Genomic DNA, 18,631 nt, shown 5'->3' on the forward strand with positions numbered 1-18,631 from the left:
TAAGCGCTTCATCTTACTTTTATTTTAAGTAAAAATAAAAGTGCTAGGCAATTATTCCGTCGAATAACTACCTAACACTAAGTTAGTATGTTTTTTCACAAATTCATCGTAAGTTTCTTGAATATCATCAACTGTCAATGAAAAATGAAACAGCCCTGTTCTAGTATGCCAAGCCACATCTTCTAGTAGATTATCTTCGTTAGGATACATTTCAATGAATTGGCCTGGTGCAATCTCAAAGTAAGCGTACATAACACCATCAGGCATAGTCTCAGCTTTTTTAGCTTGTTCAGGACGATCCATTCGATCTTTATACTCCTTATACTTGACTTCAACTTTCTTCTTAAAGCCAAGCTTATTTTCATAAAAATCAACCATATTGTCCCAATCTTTGCAGATAATCCCCACATGCATTAGTGAATTAAATTTCATATTAAACTCCTATTCTAATTCAAGACCAGCATCGTCAACAGCTTTTTGTACAACTTGCATTACTTCATCACTGTGATTAAGCATCTCTTCAACCTTGGCCATATCATGATTATCAACAATCTGAGCAAAATCTACGAATTCCTCATACATTCTATGTGGATAAACTTTGTCATCGACGTGCTTTACCAGATCAGTAATGTGGTATAGGTCCCAAGAATCCATGACATTGGCTGGACCATTGACAATGATTGAGCCATCTTCACCTTCAATAGTTGAAGTAATTGGTGCTTGCGTGTCCTTAGCAGCAATTGACACAGCCTTAAACTTGCCATAGTCAAGTACTAAGATTCCTGAAGTATCAACTCCCCGAGTAATATTAGCCATGTATTTAACTGTCTTTGGCATACCAAAGAGCCCTACTAAAAAGTGAATATTGTAAATATTTAGATCCATCAAAGCACCGCCACCCTTCTTAGGATCAAAGACTGGCAGGATTTTGCCTTTCTTAAAGGCATCATAACGGTGTGAGTATTGTGAATAGTTCATTGAAACGATCTTAACCGGACCAAGACTTTTAACTTCATCTTTAAGCTCCTTGTAATTAGTTAAGTATTGGTTAGTAATCGCTTCTACTAAGACTAGCCCTTTCTTTAAAGCAAGTTCCTTTAATTCTTTGAACTCAGCGTATTTAACCGTGAAGGGCTTTTCGCAAATGACATTCTTACCAGCAGCCAAGGCTTTTTTAGCAAAAGAATAATGCAAAAAGTTAGGAACACCGATATAAACAGTATCTGCACTTGTCTTAGCTAAGGCCTGGTCATAATCAGTGTAAAGCTCTTTAATACCGTGAGCATCAGCTAATTCTTGCATTTTTTCTTTTTCAACTACTACACCGGTAATGGCTGTCAGTTCTACACCCTTATCCTTTAAGTCATCCGCAAATGATAAAAAATCTTGTATAATGAATCCTGCACCTGTAAGTAATAACTTCATCTTTTTTGCTCCATTTCCTTAATCGCATTAACAATTAATTGATGATCATCACGATGATCTAAACCCGAAACTACAAAGCAGCCACGTAACTCCTTACCAACATATATTGGATATCCGCCACCAGTCATAATGACTTGCGGATTATGCCTTAACCAGGGGAATTCATCTTGATGATCAAAAACGTAAAGTGAAGAATGACCACTAGCCATGACAATGAACTGCTTACGATTCAGCCATTCATCAGTCTTCTTACCAGTTGGGATCTTTTGAAAAACAATGTCACCGTCTAAGTAGACTCTGATTCTAACTGCTTGTAATTTTTTAAGTTGATAAATCTTTTGAACAGCTTCAAAGAATTTCAAAGCCCGATCATTATCAAATTCCTTAAATTTGATTAACTCTTCGGTCATTTTCTTACCTCCGTTTCTTTACAGTTATAGTTTTATCAAGAAACGGGTAATTTTTTAATAAAATTAGACAATTACGGAACAAAGGTCCGCTATTTTTTGTTTTTAGAGTTTTTTTGTGAACTAAAAGTTCAAAACAATGCATCATGTAATGCAACAATATCGTTAACATTCAAAGATAAATTATTTTTTTGATTACCTTACGAAAAATCCCACTTCCATAGATAATTCAGATTTTATACATTTGAACTATCCACTAAGTGGGATTTTATTAGTTTTAAGAACTCAACATGTTTTAATGCTTTCAAGTTTCTTTTTTATTTTTCAGTTAATAATAGCGCTTGATATGGCTTTCTTGTCAAATGGAACTTTTTATCACCAGATATTTCCTGATCAAACTCTTCTTCTGTTTCATCCCATGCATTAATTAATCTTGCACTATATTTCTTATCTTTAGGCAAAAAGTCTAAAATTTCATATTCTGGTTGATTATCACCAAAGTAGACCAGCCATTTCTTTTCATCAGGAGTTGATCCTACGGCTAATTCCCAATGTGGTCCGCTAGTTGCTTGTGGCTTAACCCAATCGAAGCCATTCCTAGTCAATAAGTTATACAAGAAATTAATTTTCTTTTGACTTTCTCCATAGAGTTTGCCACCATGAGCCCACCAAATTGGACGGTCAGTACCTGGCTTATCAATGTATGTTTCACCATGGCTACATCCTCCACCACGTAAAATAACACGCCAGAAGTTATCCATCATTCCTTGAGCAGAATTATCTCCCCAGCCAAATTCAATATTTCCTTCATAGCGACATTCATCATCAATAACTGGTTTTTGATATTCTTCAATCCATTTTGGAATTAAAAATACATTATCACTTTGGACACTTAAGTGCGTAATCCATGGCTTAGTATGGTCATACCAATTCTTAAGTGTGTCTTTATGTTGAGGTGGATCATAGAAATTATGGATAGATTCTAAGTGATCTGAAGGGTCATTTTCATGAACAAATTTACCAATTACATCCCAATCTTTAAGTGGAATTTGACCAACTAAATCCATTAAATCATATTCATTAGCTAGAGCCCACCAAACATTCTTATATGAAGCTAAACGGGCAATAATATATTTTAAATACTCAAGATTATTTTCTAATCCCATTCTGGCAAAGCCCCAGCGATCATATGGACTAAACAAAATTAAATCTGCTTCAATACCCAGCTTATCCAGTTGGTCAATATTATTTTCTAAATTTCTAAAATATTGTGGATTAGGTCTAGTAAAATCAAAGCCTGTATCTGTTGCATCAAAGATCCAATCAGTGCCTCCACGCTTTACCTTAGGCTCACCTTCAAAAGGATATATCTCTGGTTCCTCAATATTATAGTCATAACTCTTAGGAAAGACGAGCATACGAATCTTATTAAATTTGTTTTTCTTTAAAGTTTCAAGAGTCTGCTCTTGGATATACTGGGGTTGAACAGTCCATGCGTAAGCAGTAGTACCAAACGGAATATAACTTGAACCATCAGCATAGGCAAAGTGAGTCTTACCTGATACTCTGACTGGTCCATGATTATTCTTACCCGCTGCTACAACGCTAAAGCTATCCTTTCTATGATTTAATTCATTAATATTAGAATGGGTGATTACTTCATATTCACCTTCAACTTCGGGCATATAGCGAAGTTTATAAGTTCCTTCACCATCATAAAAGCCAGTAACTTCAACTTTGTGATTATTATGTTCGATTGTTGCAGTTAATCTAACATCTCTAAATGGATTACCTGTTGTCGGACCGGATAACCTTAATTCATACCTTTTCCATTTTTCTACTTGCATAATTTTATACCTCTATATCTAAATACCGATTATCTAAGCAATCTTTTTATTTTTTTGACGAGAGATTGCCATTAGAACAAATACGACACCGATGATAAATAGAATAACAGCACTAATTCTCATTTGTTCTACAGCTGTGGTTAACCCTGTTGCTTTACTAATTGCAGAAATAATGTACGGTGACGCAAATGCGCCCAAATTGTTGCAGACTTGCGCAATGGAAATAACCATATTACTAATAGAACTATCTACATCACTTAAAATAGTGTCATAAACATAAGGGATAATAATACTACTAATCATCATGCACAGTAATCCGATAAAGAAAATAATCATATTACTTGCACTACTACAAATCAAAAATCCAATACCACCTACTACCACACCTAAAACTGGTGTAAAGTGCCTAAACACTTTAAATATCCTGCTATAAGCCATCGAAATCAGTGCACCAATTAGACCAGCGACAGCAATTTCTGTTGAAAGCATTCCTTGATTTGCCAATTTATTTTGAGCAATAACTAAAGCAGATGCTGTTGCTTCAACCATAAATGCTGTAAAGAATAAAAATAACATAAAGAATGCTACATAAATTACTGCTGGAATTTTAGCATGGTCTTTTTCTTGACCTGTAGTTGCAGTCTTAGATGTTTCTACTGTTGTAGATTTCTCCATTTTTGAAGTATAGCTAATCATAAATAAAACTAAAAATGGGACTACAAATAGCCAGTATAAGAAAGTAGCTTGCCACTTAATTCCAAGAAACAGTCCTGCAATAAAAGTCATGGAACTATTACCTAAAGTACCCATAGCACCTTGAATACCAATCAAGGTCTTTTGTTCTTCACCACTAAAGCAGTCACCAATCAACGAAACTGCAAGTGAAGTAAACAAACCTATCCCTGCACCAACTAATAATCTGCTAGCAACAATAATTGGAAAATTATTGACAAAGAATGGAATTAATCCACCAATAATGGTCGCAATCATCCCTATGATAACAGTGTTTCTTTTACCTACCCATTTAATAAATGCATTACTAAATAAAATGAATAGCATAATAGTAAATGATGGTAAAGTAAATAATGATTGAATTTGCGTTATTGAAATATTCGGAAATGATTTAGCAATGAATGGTATCGCAGCTAAATTAGACCCTGCTACTTGCAAAAACAAAGATATTCCTAAAATACCAATTTTTAATTTCCAATTATGTTTGTTTTGTTGTTTTATTGCTTCAACATCCATAATTTTTTCCTTTCTTAAAACCTTTTTGTTTCATTATTTACATTTTTAATGATATATTGTAACCGGTTACATTTCAATTTAGTTTAAATAAAATAAAACTAAACTAATATGAAATTTATCACCCTAATAAAGGAGGAACCCTTTTAATGACAACAATTAGAGATGTTGCGAAGCTAGCTGGTGTATCAGTAGCAACGGTATCACGAATTTTAAACAATAAAAACAATGTTACAGAAAAAACTCGTCAAAAAGTTGAACAAGCTATTAAACAAACTAACTATTCACCTAATCAAGTGGCGCGAAACCTTTACAAAAAAAGATCTAAAATGATCGGTATTATTGTGCCATATTTAGAAAATTCATTTTACGCTGAGATTATTGACGGAATTCAAAAAATATTGCAACCTGCAGGATATACAGCTCTCATTTCATTTGGAGCCGAATCTGATAATGATAAGTATAAGCAATTCATCCAAAACTTTGAGCAAAATAATATTGATGGCATTATTACTTCAGCTTTTGATATTAGTCTAGATAATACCATTACTGTTCCACTTGTAATGTACGATAGCGCCAATATTGACGATAATATTGTTAGAATTGCCTCAGACAATATAAGTGGTGGTAAATCTTGTGTTGAACTACTAGGAAATAATACTAGACACGTCCTAATTCAACATATGTCGCTAAGCCTACCAACAGTTCGTGAAAGAATTGAAGCGACAATCAAAGAATTAAATCATCGAAAAATAAATTATACCTTGATGGAAGTTGGTAATCCTCGCATTAGTGATGACGCCAAAAAAGCAATCAGCTTTTCACCAAATTATGATGCAATAATTACTGTTAACGATCTTTATGCAGCAGAAATACTCAAAATAGCCAATGAACGGAATATTAGTGTTCCTCAAGATATTCAAATTGTTGGTTATGACAATAACCCCATATCTTCATATACTAATCCAGCAATATCTACAGTCGATCAACATCCTGAAGAAATTGGCGAAACCGCTGCTAATAGATTATTAAAGTTAATAAGAGGTGATACATCATCGATGAACTCTATTACTCCAATTACTAAAATTAAGCGTCAATCAACCAATTAATAAAAAGACGTTAACTTAGCATCAGAATTAATGGCTAATGCGTAAGTCTAGCGTCTTTTTTATTCTAATTAATCTTATTCGAATTATAAAGTTAACTACCAGCTACTAAAGTAGCTGGCTTGCAGACTTCAAACTTCAGCTCATCACCTTAGCTCTACTAGCTGCAACTTATCCAGATAAGGCACTGCCTCAAGCCGTTGACGAAAGCAAGCTTTCGTGACTGACTCTTGGTCTTACACGCCAATTACCAGGACTTTCGACGTGAGTTACCAAACACCGATAGATTCTTTATTGTCTATCTACAAAAGACATATTCGTTATTAGCTACTTTTAATGATTGATGTCCTTTAGCTAGAATATTCTTAGCGGCATTGTAGTCTCTAACGTGATGTTTTCCGCAATTAGGACAATCCCACTCACGCTGGTCTAGCGTAAGCTTTTTTGTACCGTTTGTCCCCATAACAAATTTACAGTCATAACAAGTCTGCGTTGTATAAGCTGGATTGACTAAAACGAAAGTTTTACCGTGCAGCGGTGCTTTATACTGAAGCATTCCAATAAATGTTCGCCAACCAACATCGCTAATGCTCATAGCCAAAGCGTGATCCTTCAATAAGTTCTTGCTTTTTAGATTTTCACCAACTACTAAATCGTGGTTCTTGATATATGCAGTTGAAAGTTGATCTAAAAAACTGTGTCTTTGATTGAAGATTCTGCGATGAAGTTTAGCCACCTTAATCTTTTGCTTTTGATAATTCTTAGACTGCCAAAGCTTGCGCTTTTCTTTCTTGGCTCTTCTGGCTCTTCTAGATAGCTTCCTTTGTTCTCTAGCTAGCTTATTTTTGATCTTTTGATAATACTTTGGGTTAGGCTCTTCATGTCCAGTTGTATCCATCAAGAAGTTCTTAACATTCAAGTCATAACCTACTTCAGAACTAGTTTTAGAATATGTTTCAGCTAAGGCATCATTGCTTTTAATTAAGAGTGAGATAAAGTATTCACCAGACGACAGATGAGAAATAGTGGCTTTCGTAATCCTAATTTCTTCGCCTTCAGGCAAAGAACGAGAAAGAACAACTTTCAAGTTGCCTAATTTGGGCAGTTTTAAGTGCTTCTTATCAATAAATCTAACTGTCCCATTGAATAAAGATGGCTTATTATCTTTAAGTCCAACATACTGACAATTAGTTGAATAAGACTGCTTTGGAGCAGATTTACGTTTGAACTTAGGATGACCTGCATGATTAACTTTTCTAAATAAGCTCCAGGCAGCTTGATAATTAATCTGAGTATTATAAGGCATCAAGCTATCTAAATCTTTATCAGCTAGCCAAGGGTATTTATCTGCAGTAATTCTGTCTAGTCCAGTCGATCTCTTCTTTGATTTAGCGATCACGTTTCCTTTAGAATTATAGCGCCAGTACTCTTCAGGTATTGGATAATGCTTATCTAATTTATTACGATGAATTGCACTGTCAGTATAAGAATTAGCTAAAAGCTGATTATAGATAAAGCGAGCAGTGTCCGTGTTCTTTTTGATAATGGCTTCTTGCTTATGATTAGGAAAAGCTCGCATCTTAAGACCAAGCATGTACTTCATTTCCGTTTTACGCATGTTTTTCACCTCCTGCAATTAATTATACCTTATGCCAATGTATGATACAATTATATTGTTAATGTCAGGTAATATAGGAGAATATATAAATGTCAATGAATAAGAAAAGAGACAAAATAAAAGATGCAGTCTATGAAAGAAGATATGTTTATAATACTCACTATCATCTAATCTGGTGTACCAAATATCGTAATCAAATTTTTACTACTCAAACACTGGCAAATGAGATGAAAGAGCTGTTACTACAAATTGCGCAAGATAATGACATCAAAATCGAAAAAATTGAAGTAATGCCAGAACATATTCATCTGCTTATTTCATTCAAGCCTCATAAAGCAGCTTCAAGCGTAATCAAAGCTCTAAAGGGAAGAAGCGCATTTTTATTTTTTCAAACTCATCCTGAGATTAAGAATTCTAAAATGTGGAGTGGACACTTATGGTCGTCTAGTTACTACTTGGGGACTGTAGGAAATATGTCGAAAGAAATTGTCGAAAAATATATCAATGATCAGATATACAATGCGAAAAAAGAAAAAAAGCCCTATCCATCCAGGGATTAAAATCCCTGGATTTTCGGGCAAATTTCATTAAAATTCTTCAAGCTTATTAACTTGCTGACGTATATTGTCTGACCCAAAAATAAAAGATCCAGCTACTAAGATAGTGGCTCCAACATTTATTACCATTTTTGCTGTTTCTTCATTAATACCGCCATCTACTTCAATTGGAATATTATCATCCAATATTTCTTTTAACTTTTGGATTTTGACCACAGATTCAGAAATAAACTTTTGTCCACCAAAGCCCGGATAAACACTCATTACTAATACCTGATCTATTTGAGTACTGAACTTCTTTACCACGTTAATATCCGTATCTGGGTTCAGAACTAACCCTACCTTGACATTCTTTTCTTTTAAATAATTAATCCAATATTTAAGCTTATTTTCTGACATTGATTCATAGTGCAGCTCAATAATATCTGCACCAGACTTAACAAACATTGGTACCAAGTCCTTAGGGTTGTTACTCATTAAATGAACTTCAAGCTTAATATTTTGAAAATCACGCTTAAAATCACTAACAAGTTGCGGTCCAAATGATAAATTAGGTACAAAATGTCCATCCATAATATCAATATGGAATCTAACTATTCCTGCATTAACTGCTTCCTGAATCTGATATCTCAAATTTAGGCTATCTGCATTCAATATTGACGGTGCAATAATCATAGTCCCTACCTACCTTAAAATAAAAAGCTCTCAATATGTACTGAGAGCTTTTTCAATACTAATAATTTCTTCAACATTTAACTATTACTTGTTGTATACTTGCTTCTTAAATTCAGCAACATTCTTCTTAGTAACAATTTTTACAGCAACTTTGTCATTCTTTGGAACCTTCTTATTTTGGAAGTGGTCGTAAACCATTTGAACTGATTGCTCACCAATCTTGTTCCATTGTTGACCTACAGTAGCAGTTACTTCACCTTTTTGAATTAAGTTTAAACTTGCTAAAGCTCCATCAAAACCAATAATAGTAATTTTTTTGTTAGCAGCTTTTACTGCACGAGCAGCACCTACAGCTTCTTCGTCATTTTGAGCAAAAATACCCTTAATGTCCTTATGAGCTTGTAAGATATTCTCAGTAACTGTTAAGGCTTTTGCACGATCAAATTGTGCAGTTTGCTTAGTTACAACATTGAGCTTCTTGTCAGCTATACTATCAAATCCCTTACCACGTTCACGGGTTGCAGATGCTCCTGGAATACCTTGAATTTCTGCTACTTTTGCATTAGCACCCAATTCCTTAATTAACCAATTAGCTGCCATCTTACCACCAGCAACGTTGTCTGATGCTACTGTTGAAACAACTTTACCTGAGTCAGCACTACGGTCAACACAAACTACTGGGATATTAGCTTCGTTTGCCTTCTTAACTACTGTAGAAATAGCTGAAGAGTCACAAGGATTAATAATCAAAGCATCTACCTTTTGGGTAATTAAATCTTCAACATCGTTATTTTGCTTTGACGTATCGTTGTTTGCATCATCAATAATTACCTTTGAGCCATTCTTTTTAGCATAATTACTGATAACATTCTTCAAATTTACAAACGCTGGATTAGTTAATGTAGAAAGTGAAACACCAATCTTTAAGTCCTTAGGCTCTTTCTTTTCTACTTTTGTTGATGAGCCAGACCCATTACTCAAGCCAGTTGATCCACATCCGGCAAGAACACCGCCAGCAATAAGAACAACTGAAGCTACTGCTGCAATCTTAGTAAACTTCTTTGAGAACTTTTTGAAATTCATTTTTCTTCTCCTTGAAAATTATATCCACTAACACAGAATTTTATTCGCTGTCTTTACGAGTTTGAGAGTCGATCATAACAGCGATTAAAATTACAACACCCTTAACGATTTGTTGATAGAAACTATTAATACCCAATAAATTCATACCGTTACTTAGTGATGCAATAAGTAATGCACCAACTAAAGTACCGGACATTCTACCTTTACCACCTGCTAAGCTAGCACCACCAATAACAGTAGAAGCAATCGCATCCATTTCATAGGACATACCAGCATCTGGTTGGGCAGAGCCTAATCTAGAAGTTAAAATAAATCCTGCAAGAGCTGCTAATAAACCAGAAATAGTATAAATAATAATTAATACCTTTTTAGTCTTAACACCTGCGATAAAGGCTGCTTTTTCATTTCCGCCAAGGGCAAATGTCTTACGCCCAAAGGCAGTCTTATGAAGTAAGATAAAGCAAATTATAAATGCTACCAAAGTAATTATTACAGGAAATGGTATACCGAATAAATAACCTTGTCCGATAAATTGGAAGAAGAAGCTAGTGTTCATTTTACCGCCAGTTACAGGGTTACCACCGGTAAACACATAAGTTGCACCTCTCCAAATGGTCATTGTGGCTAAAGTAGCAATAAATGGTGTCACTTTACCCCAAGTAATAAATAAACCATTAACTGCTCCCAATACTGCACCTAAAGCAAGCCCAATCAATCCTGCTAGCCATGCTGGAGTTCCTCCTAGAATAAGCGTAGCAATTATTGCACCTGTGAAAGCTAAAATTGATCCAACAGATAAGTCAATTCCGGCAGTTAAAATGACAAACGTCATACCAAAGGCAATTAATGCATTTACTGAGGCTTGTCTAAGCAAGTTCAGTAAGTTATTTGGTGCAATAAATTGCGGATTCATAATTGTGATGCCTATTACAAGAATAATTAAGGCAATTAATGCCATATATTTAGAAAAATCAAATTTCTTTTTAGTCTTATCCATCTTATTTACCCCCAGTAGCCAATTTCATTACTTGTTCCTGAGTTGCTCCCTTAGCATCAATAATTCCCATTTGTTTGCCTTCATATAATACTTCGATCCTATCGCTCATGCTTAATACTTCAGGCAAGTCACTGGAAATCATAATAATTGCAACATGACGAGCAGTTAATTGATTCATTAGCTCATAGATTTCTTTCTTGGCACCTACGTCAACACCTCTTGTAGGTTCATCAAGGATTAAAATCCTTGATCCACTTCCGACCCACTTAGCTAGAACTACTTTTTGTTGGTTACCTCCTGATAAGCTACTTGCTGACACCTTAGCACTTTGTGCTTTGACGGTTAATCTTTTCATTAACATATTGACCATTTCATCTTCGCTCTTTTGATCAATTAATAATCTTTTTCTAAAACCGTCAATACTTGGTAAGGCAATATTATCTTCAAGAGACTGATCAAGCACTAGTCCTTCTGACTTTCTATCTTCAGTCAAAAAGCCAATTCCATGTTTTATAGCATCATTAGGATCCTTAAATTTTATTTCTTTGCCATGAAGATATATCTTACCTGATTTTAATTTATCAATTCCGAACAAAGCACGCATAGTCTCTGTGCGTCCTGCTCCCATCAAGCCAGAAAAGCCTAAAATCTCACCTTCATGAACTTCAAAGCTAATATCAGTAAATTTATTACCAGATAACTTTTCTGCTTTCAGTGCAACTGGTCCCAAATCTGGATTTCTCTTTGGATAATAATCACCTATATCTCGCCCAACCATGTCATGAACAATTTGTTCTTCTTTAACATCTTGAGTTCTATAAGTATTTACGGAAATACCATCCCTCATCACTGTTACTCGATCACAAATTTTCCATAATTCTTCCATTCGGTGTGAGATATAAATGAAACCAACGCCTTTTTTCTTTAAATCACGAATTGTCTTAAACAAAATATTAGTTTCATTTTCTGTTAAAGCCGCAGTTGGTTCATCCATGATAATAAATTTAGCATCTGTCATTAATGATTTGGCAATTTCGACCATCTGCTGTTCACCCACAGACAAGTCAGCTATTTTATTATCAACATTTATGTGTGAGCCTAATTGATCTAGATAGCTTTTAGCCTGTTTTTTCATTTTCCTCTGATTCATCAAGCCAATTTTATTTTTTATTTCTTTATTCAAGAACATATTGTCTATGACACTCATTTGAGGAAAGTTATTCATTTCCTGATGGATAAAGCTAATACCATGGTGTTCTGCATCTAACGCACTAGCATATGTAGTCTCTTGACCGTCAACTTTGATAGATCCTGCATCTTTCTTTAATAAACCAGTTAGAATATTCATCAAAGTTGATTTACCAGCACCATTTTCACCCATTAACGCATGAACTTCACCTGATTCAACATCGAAATTAACACCTTGAAGTACTTTATTTGTTCCGAATGCTTTTTCGATGCCAGTCATTTCAATTTTCATACAGAAGTCCACCTCCTAAAAAATCACGCCACTTTCAAGAATAACGTTTGAATATGGTGTTTCTTCCCCGGTGCGAATAAAGGCTTTGGAATCAGACAATTTTTTCTTTAATTCTGAATGAGGAATAAATTTTATTTCAACATTAGGTAAAGTTTCTTGAATAGCCTTTAATTGATCAGGATTTTCTATTTTTATTTCTTCAGCTATATAAACCTTCTGTACCTCTAATTCTTCTAGAACTTCTTTTAGCACATCTATAAAACTAGGTAATCCTGCACGCACAGCTAAATCAATCTTTTCTGTGCCTTTTGGGACTGGGGTTCCCGCATCCCCAATACCTAACAAATCCATGTGTCCCATATCTGCTACAACTCTAGATATATCAGAATTTAAGATTCCTCTTTTTTTCATAAAAGTCACTCTTTCTTGTATGTTTCATAAATTTGCTTTCTTGTAGGTATCGACGGAATCGCTCCCATATTTTGAACTGTAATTGATGAAGCCATTTGCCCATACTTAATCGCGTTTTCTATATTTGATAAATCTGGCTTTAATTCAGAAGCCATCGCTCCAATAAAGGTATCACCAGCAGCAGTAGTATCTTTAGCATTCACCTTAAATGCTGGGATCATCTTGTTCTCAGTTGGAGAAGATAAGAATACGCCTTTGGATCCTAATGTTATTAAAGTAATAGCTACGCCCTTATCTCTAAAGTACTTTCCTGTTTTCACCATACTTTCTTCATCATCAATATGAATACCTGTAATTAATTCACTCTCAGTTTCATTGGGAGCAATTATATCCGTGATATGTAATAAATTTTCATCAATTCTATCTGCTGGGGCAGGATTCAAAATTGTTACTGTGTTAAATTTTTTAGCTAATGTAAAGCTTTCTAAAAGGTCTTCCTTCTTAGTTTCAAATTGACCGATAATAAAATCAGTATTGTTTAAACTTAATTGCAAATTATTAATTTGCTGATTAGTAATCTCCTGATTAGCACCAGGATAAACTAGGATGCTATTTTGTCCTTCTTTTGTTAATAAAATTGTGGCATTGCCTGTTTTAGATTCATCTACAGTAGTTATATGCTCTACTTCTATGCCTTCCTTTTCTAAAACAGATAGCATAAATTTTCCTTCTGCATCATCTCCAACAGCACCTACAAAAGATACTTCTGCGCCACTTCTTTTAGATGCTACAGCTTGATTAGCTCCTTTCCCTCCTGCAGCTTGAGTAATATCTGTTACCTTCAACGTCTCTCCTGGTTGGGGAATTCTTTCGATATGCAATGTCTTATCTACATTAATACTTCCAACAACAATTATTTTATTTGTCATTGTATTTCTCCTTCCAAAAAATTGGACCGGTCTTATTTACAAATTAATTATACCCACTTTTTGAATACGCTTTCAATAGTATTATTAAAATAATTTTGTTTTAACTAATTAATGTCCATATACAGTATTTACTTAATAAATAAAATAACGTAAAAAGAACCGAATTATACGATTCGGTTCTTTTTACGTTACTCACTATTGATACCTTTTCTCAGCTTTTTATTGCAGCAGAAGCTTCATCTAATTCTTGATCTACTGTTGCTAATATCAATTGATCACCAAATTCTATATTGTCACCCTCTTTTTTCTCTAAAATAATATTATCAAAATTAGTATAATTAGTAACAACTACTGGAACAATTGTGTCATAACCAGCTTTTTGAATTTCTTCAATGTCGAAGTTTTCTAGTAATTGTCCTTGTTTAATTTCATCACCGTTCTTAACAAATGATTCAAAATATTTTCCCTTTAAATTAACAGTATCTATACCTACATGAATTAATAATTCAACACCACTATTAGATCTTAAGCCAATAGCATGTTTAGTAGAAAATACTGACACGACCTTCCCATCAAAAGGAGCTGTAATTTTTCCAATTTTTGGATTAATCGCAAGCCCTTGACCAATAGTTTCAGATGAGAATACAGCATCATTAACATGTTTTAGATCTACTATGCTACCTTGTAGTGGCGAACTAACTAAACTATCTTTAAATTCTGCGGTCTTAACTCCTTCATTATTTTTAGGATTATCAACAACTGAATCACCCCAAATTAAAGTTAAAATTAATGCTATTACGAATGCTATAATCAACGATAAACTAAAGCCAATAAAATTCGTATTAGCACCATACTTAGGGTCCAAAAACATCGGAATACCAAAAATACCGCCTGATGCAAATCCCCCAAACATTTTTGCACTCGACATTGCAGCAACTGCACCACCGAATGCTGAACCGATAGATGCAAATATAAATGATTTTTTATGTGGAAGTGTTACGCCATAAATTATTGGCTCTGTAATTCCTAAAAAGCCAGAAATAACTGCTGGCCAGCCAACTTCTTTAAATTTAGTAGACTTTGCCTTTAAAGTCATGGCTAAGGCAGCACCAACTTGACCGAATACTGTACAATATAACATTGCATTAATTGGATCGAATCCCTTAGTAGCAATGTTATTCAAAAATATAGGTATAAATGCCCAATGTAAGCCCAAAAGAACTACAGCTTGCCATATGCCAGCTAAAATAAATCCTGCTACAATTCGTGCATGTTCATAAACCCAAAGTACGATATTTGCTAAGCCTTGACTTAAATATGAAGTTATTGGTCCAACTATTAAAAAAGATAGTGGCACAACAACTACTAAAGTAATTAATGGTGAAAAAATACTCTTTAATGAATCTGGTAGAACCTTATTTAACCATTTATAAATGATCGAAGCTAGCCATACTGCCACAATTGCTGGAATGAGCGTTTGAGTATAATTCATTAAAATAACAGGAATATTTAAAAAACTTATACTCTGCTTTGCTTGATATGCTTGGACTAGTGTAGGATAGCAAAGTGCTGCTCCAATAATTGCTCCTAAGTATTCATTGATTTTAAATGCTTTAGCACTTGAGAAACCTACCATTATAGGTAAAAAGTAAAATAAGGCATCTCCAGCTGCATTCAAAATCATATAAGTTCCACTTTTTTGGCTTACAAGATTTAAAACTGTTAATAAAACCAAAAATCCTTTTAGTACACCAGCTGCTGCCAATGTTCCCAAAAATGGGGTAAATATTCTAGTTATTAGCTTAATAAATTTATTAAACACATTTTTGTCAGTTTCATCATTCGTATCTTCAGAAGTATTGCCCGACGCCAACCCCAATAATGGCATTACTTCATCATAAACATCAGCAACATTACTGCCTATAATAACTTGGTATTGACCACCTGCATGGGCGACTCCCATGACTCCTTTTAATTGCTTAATCTCACTATCATTAGCTTTACTTTCATCTTTTAATTTAAAACGCAGACGCGTCACACAGTGGACTAAGCTATTTACGTTTTCTTTTCCACCAACTAGCTTAACTATTTCTTGAGCTAGCTGCTTATCTTTGTTACTTGACTTAGACATTTTTATTTCTCCTCTTTTAGCTCGAGAATAATCCTTATTAGCATTAATTATCTTAGTAACTGCTTCAGTATATTTATCAACATCATTACCTATTAAAATTTGCAATTCATCGTGTTCAAAAGTTACTTCTAAAACTTGAGGTATCTTTTTTAGCTCATGTTCATTTAACAAATCTTTTTCTTTTAAATGAATTCTTATTCTAGCTATACAGTGATAAACTTCAGAAATATTATTTTTACCACCAACACTATGAACTATTTTGTTTCCTATTTTTTTATATTCACTACTCATAACCCCTAAACCTCATTAATCCTCTGAAATATTTAAACGATGGATATGAATAGTGAGATACATTATTTCATCATCAGAAACTTGATAGTCAAACTCATTTAAAACTATTCCCGAAATTCTTTGAGCAATAACGTATTCTTTGTGATAATTATGAATTACCATATTGAATAGCTCTTTATCATCCATAGTTTGATTTCTCACGGTACGGTTCTTTATTCCTTGAATAAAGAACTTCAAATGAGTGATTGCACGGTAATATGTAACAGATTTAATATCGATTTTTTTATTGAGCATTTCTTCGATAATTTTTATAAACTTGTTAATTAATTCAATTGTTCCTTCGGTATTCTCTAAAGACTCTCCTTCTTGTGCTGTAATAATATGCATTGCAATATTTGCTGCTTCATCATCGCTAAAAGTTAATCCTGTCTTTTTTGATAAGTATGCTATTGATCGTTTACCTAATTGAAATTCATCCGGATATGTTTGCATCGTTTCAATTGTTAAACGATTTTGTATTATCATTCCCTTACTTACTCTTTCAACTGCGAATTGTAAGTGATCTGGCAATGAAAAATAAATATCATCACTTAACTTCTTTCCAGAACTAGCCTCTGCTTCTGAAATAATTTTGTCGGATAATTCAATGTACCATGGATCTATTTGTAACAGCGTTTGGCTAATTGAATTAGTTGCACTTTCATCTTGAGGATAAAAAACTTTCTCTATCTTTTTATCTTCGATTAAATCTCCTGGTTTTCCTTGAAAGGCAATCCCACTTCCAAGAGCTACTAAAGTTTGTTGGTTATCATCAAGAGCAATAACAGCATTATTATTTAGTACTCTTTTTATAATCATTATTTATGTCCTCCAAATAAAAAAGGCAAGACACACAACACCCTTAAAAGGGATGATTATTGTGGTCTTGCCAACTGAATGTAACAATCCGATTTCTTATTTCATGTAAATTATACCTTCTAATGAAATCGGTTACAATAGTTACTAAAACATTATCTCTTATTTTAGCTTATTCTAGTAATAAAAAATTAGAGTCACTTCTGATATTGCTGCTAACATACTATCTAAAAGTTAAATCTCTTATTTCTTCACTATTAAAAGTGAATCCTCTCTAACTGGCATCATTTGCAATACGCCATCAACAAGCTTGCCAGTTAAGACATGTCTCTTATCTAGATCAATTATCTTAACATTATCTGGATTGATCCCTATCTCTTTAAAGTCAAAGATGCCAGCTGTCGGCAGATAGACTAGCAGATATTCATCATTCTGGGCAGCTCTAATAGCAGGGTTATTCTTACTTGGACTTGCAATAGGTTCTAAGCCTTGTGCACCATATTCCATAACTAATTCTTTTAAAATTCCCATATCGCTAGCTCCTGGAAGCTGTAAGCATTGACGCCAATCATATGGGACTATTTCAACATTAAAGTTCATGCCTAACTTCTGTTCTGGATGTGCTGTATCATTCCATGGCCAAATACCAAAACAACCATAACCAATCCCCATATCTGCACCTGATAAGACAGCTTTCCAAGCAGCTTTTCTAACATCATAAGAAGTATAGCGCTCAACTTCTGTGGATTTTTCTTGTGGTGGAGTCATCTTAGTGAATCCTTCATAACAAATCTCAGCATCCATCATTGGACCAGTATAGCCGTTCTTTCGCATCAGTTGCGGAATAGTATAAGCTGTTGCCTGACCATTTTTACCATGACCTGATTGATAAATGAAGAAACTTGCCTGCTTTAAAAAGTCCTCAGGTAATTCATGAGATTCGCCATTGATGTGGAAGGTATAGATACCATCTGGATCTACAGACTTTGCAGATTGCAATACTTCTCGATAATATCTTGTTGGTTCTTCAATTTCTTGACCTTCTTTTTCAGCAAAGCCAACATCCCCAGTTACAAACCAAATCGGATCATATTTTTTGAATCTTTTTACTACATATTCCACATATGGCTTAATCTGCTCAAATGGCATTACATTATTCTTAGTAAAATTACTCATCCAAGTACCTGGAACAAAATTTCCCCAGAGGAGAACTAGTACTGGCACCATATTACGCTTAATCATTTCTGCTAGCATTTTCTCTGCATTATCGAAGTAAGCTTCATTAATCTTAGTGTAGTCATATTCATAAGAACCGTCTTCATGTTCAACAATAGCAAATGGCTCTCTCCCTTTAATTGGTAGACTAGAATCCCATTGTCGTAAAATATTGATTTGAACAGCATTGTATCCTTGAAATTTCCTTGTATCTAAATAGTAACGCCAATCAGGCATTTCAATACTAGTAAATGCACTCCAACAAGTATCTGCTAGATAAAAGAATCTCTTGCCGTCTTTATACAAATAACGTCCCTTAGCTTCTAACATAATTAAAATTCTCCTTCAAAAAAGACAAG

Annotated in this window: 17 protein-coding genes; 2 read left to right on the forward strand and 15 right to left on the reverse strand. The window is 34.1% G+C overall.

What is annotated here, in order from left to right:
- Window positions 1-51: 51 nt before the first annotated feature.
- From J2Z60_RS08070 to J2Z60_RS08090, 5 genes are all read right to left on the reverse strand, one after another.
- On the reverse strand, window positions 52-432 hold the full coding sequence (locus J2Z60_RS08070) for a VOC family protein (RefSeq protein ID WP_209687187.1): 381 nt from the start codon (window positions 430-432) through the stop codon (window positions 52-54).
- A 9-nt stretch (window positions 433-441) separates the two neighbouring features.
- The gene (locus J2Z60_RS08075) at window positions 442-1,425 is read right to left on the reverse strand and encodes a Gfo/Idh/MocA family protein (protein WP_209687188.1); all 984 of its coding nucleotides are present in this window, start codon (window positions 1,423-1,425) and stop codon (window positions 442-444) included.
- Window positions 1,422-1,835: a heme-binding protein gene (locus J2Z60_RS08080; protein ID WP_209687189.1), complete on the reverse strand. Its 414-nt coding sequence runs from the start codon at window positions 1,833-1,835 to the stop codon at window positions 1,422-1,424. The genes J2Z60_RS08075 and J2Z60_RS08080 overlap by 4 nt, the downstream gene beginning before the upstream one ends.
- A gap of 314 nt (window positions 1,836-2,149) precedes the next feature.
- A complete protein-coding gene (locus J2Z60_RS08085; protein ID WP_245328765.1) occupies window positions 2,150-3,679 on the reverse strand; it encodes a DUF5060 domain-containing protein in 1,530 nt (509 codons plus the stop codon).
- Between the two features lie 33 nt (window positions 3,680-3,712).
- Complete coding sequence (locus J2Z60_RS08090; protein ID WP_209687190.1) at window positions 3,713-4,927, reverse strand: MFS transporter; 1,215 nt, start codon at window positions 4,925-4,927, stop codon at window positions 3,713-3,715.
- Between the two features lie 146 nt (window positions 4,928-5,073).
- On the opposite strand from J2Z60_RS08090, the gene J2Z60_RS08095 reads away from it, so the two are divergent.
- Window positions 5,074-6,033, forward strand: coding sequence for a LacI family DNA-binding transcriptional regulator (locus J2Z60_RS08095; RefSeq protein WP_209687191.1), 960 nt, complete (start codon window positions 5,074-5,076; stop codon window positions 6,031-6,033).
- 295 nt (window positions 6,034-6,328) lie between these two features.
- Here J2Z60_RS08095 and J2Z60_RS08100 read toward each other — a convergent pair whose 3' ends face one another.
- Window positions 6,329-7,648 (reverse strand): RNA-guided endonuclease InsQ/TnpB family protein, encoded by a 1,320-nt coding sequence (locus J2Z60_RS08100; protein ID WP_209687192.1) that lies wholly within the window; start codon window positions 7,646-7,648, stop codon window positions 6,329-6,331.
- 95 nt (window positions 7,649-7,743) lie between these two features.
- Here J2Z60_RS08100 and tnpA point away from each other — a divergent pair, with 95 nt between their 5' ends.
- Entirely contained in the window at window positions 7,744-8,208 is a 465-nt protein-coding gene (gene tnpA / locus J2Z60_RS08105) for an IS200/IS605 family transposase (RefSeq protein WP_209687193.1), read from the forward strand.
- 27 nt (window positions 8,209-8,235) lie between these two features.
- Here the strand turns inward: tnpA and rpe are convergent, their stop codons facing one another.
- From rpe to J2Z60_RS08150, 9 genes are all read right to left on the reverse strand, one after another.
- Window positions 8,236-8,880 (reverse strand): ribulose-phosphate 3-epimerase, encoded by a 645-nt coding sequence (gene rpe / locus J2Z60_RS08110; RefSeq protein WP_209687194.1) that lies wholly within the window; start codon window positions 8,878-8,880, stop codon window positions 8,236-8,238.
- Window positions 8,881-8,964: 84 nt separating this feature from the next.
- Window positions 8,965-9,963 (reverse strand): substrate-binding domain-containing protein, encoded by a 999-nt coding sequence (locus tag J2Z60_RS08115; protein WP_209687195.1) that lies wholly within the window; start codon window positions 9,961-9,963, stop codon window positions 8,965-8,967.
- A 40-nt stretch (window positions 9,964-10,003) separates the two neighbouring features.
- Complete coding sequence (locus J2Z60_RS08120) at window positions 10,004-10,960, reverse strand: ABC transporter permease (protein ID WP_209687196.1); 957 nt, start codon at window positions 10,958-10,960, stop codon at window positions 10,004-10,006.
- Between the two features lies 1 nt (window position 10,961).
- The gene (locus J2Z60_RS08125; RefSeq protein ID WP_209687197.1) at window positions 10,962-12,440 is read right to left on the reverse strand and encodes a sugar ABC transporter ATP-binding protein; all 1,479 of its coding nucleotides are present in this window, start codon (window positions 12,438-12,440) and stop codon (window positions 10,962-10,964) included.
- A 15-nt stretch (window positions 12,441-12,455) separates the two neighbouring features.
- Entirely contained in the window at window positions 12,456-12,851 is a 396-nt protein-coding gene (gene rbsD, locus J2Z60_RS08130; RefSeq protein WP_209687198.1) for a D-ribose pyranase, read from the reverse strand.
- Between the two features lie 5 nt (window positions 12,852-12,856).
- A complete protein-coding gene (rbsK, locus tag J2Z60_RS08135; protein ID WP_209687199.1) occupies window positions 12,857-13,780 on the reverse strand; it encodes a ribokinase in 924 nt (307 codons plus the stop codon).
- Window positions 13,781-13,991: 211 nt separating this feature from the next.
- Window positions 13,992-16,202 (reverse strand): beta-glucoside-specific PTS transporter subunit IIABC, encoded by a 2,211-nt coding sequence (locus J2Z60_RS08140; protein ID WP_209687200.1) that lies wholly within the window; start codon window positions 16,200-16,202, stop codon window positions 13,992-13,994.
- Between the two features lie 15 nt (window positions 16,203-16,217).
- Window positions 16,218-17,060 (reverse strand): PRD domain-containing protein, encoded by an 843-nt coding sequence (locus J2Z60_RS08145; RefSeq protein ID WP_245328766.1) that lies wholly within the window; start codon window positions 17,058-17,060, stop codon window positions 16,218-16,220.
- Window positions 17,061-17,300: 240 nt separating this feature from the next.
- Window positions 17,301-18,602: a glycoside hydrolase family 140 protein gene (locus J2Z60_RS08150; protein ID WP_209687201.1), complete on the reverse strand. Its 1,302-nt coding sequence runs from the start codon at window positions 18,600-18,602 to the stop codon at window positions 17,301-17,303.
- Between the last annotated feature and the right edge of the window lie 29 nt (window positions 18,603-18,631).

It is taken from the genome of Lactobacillus colini, from assembly GCF_017874575.1.
Taxonomy (GTDB): Bacteria; Bacillota; Bacilli; order Lactobacillales; family Lactobacillaceae; genus Lactobacillus; species Lactobacillus colini.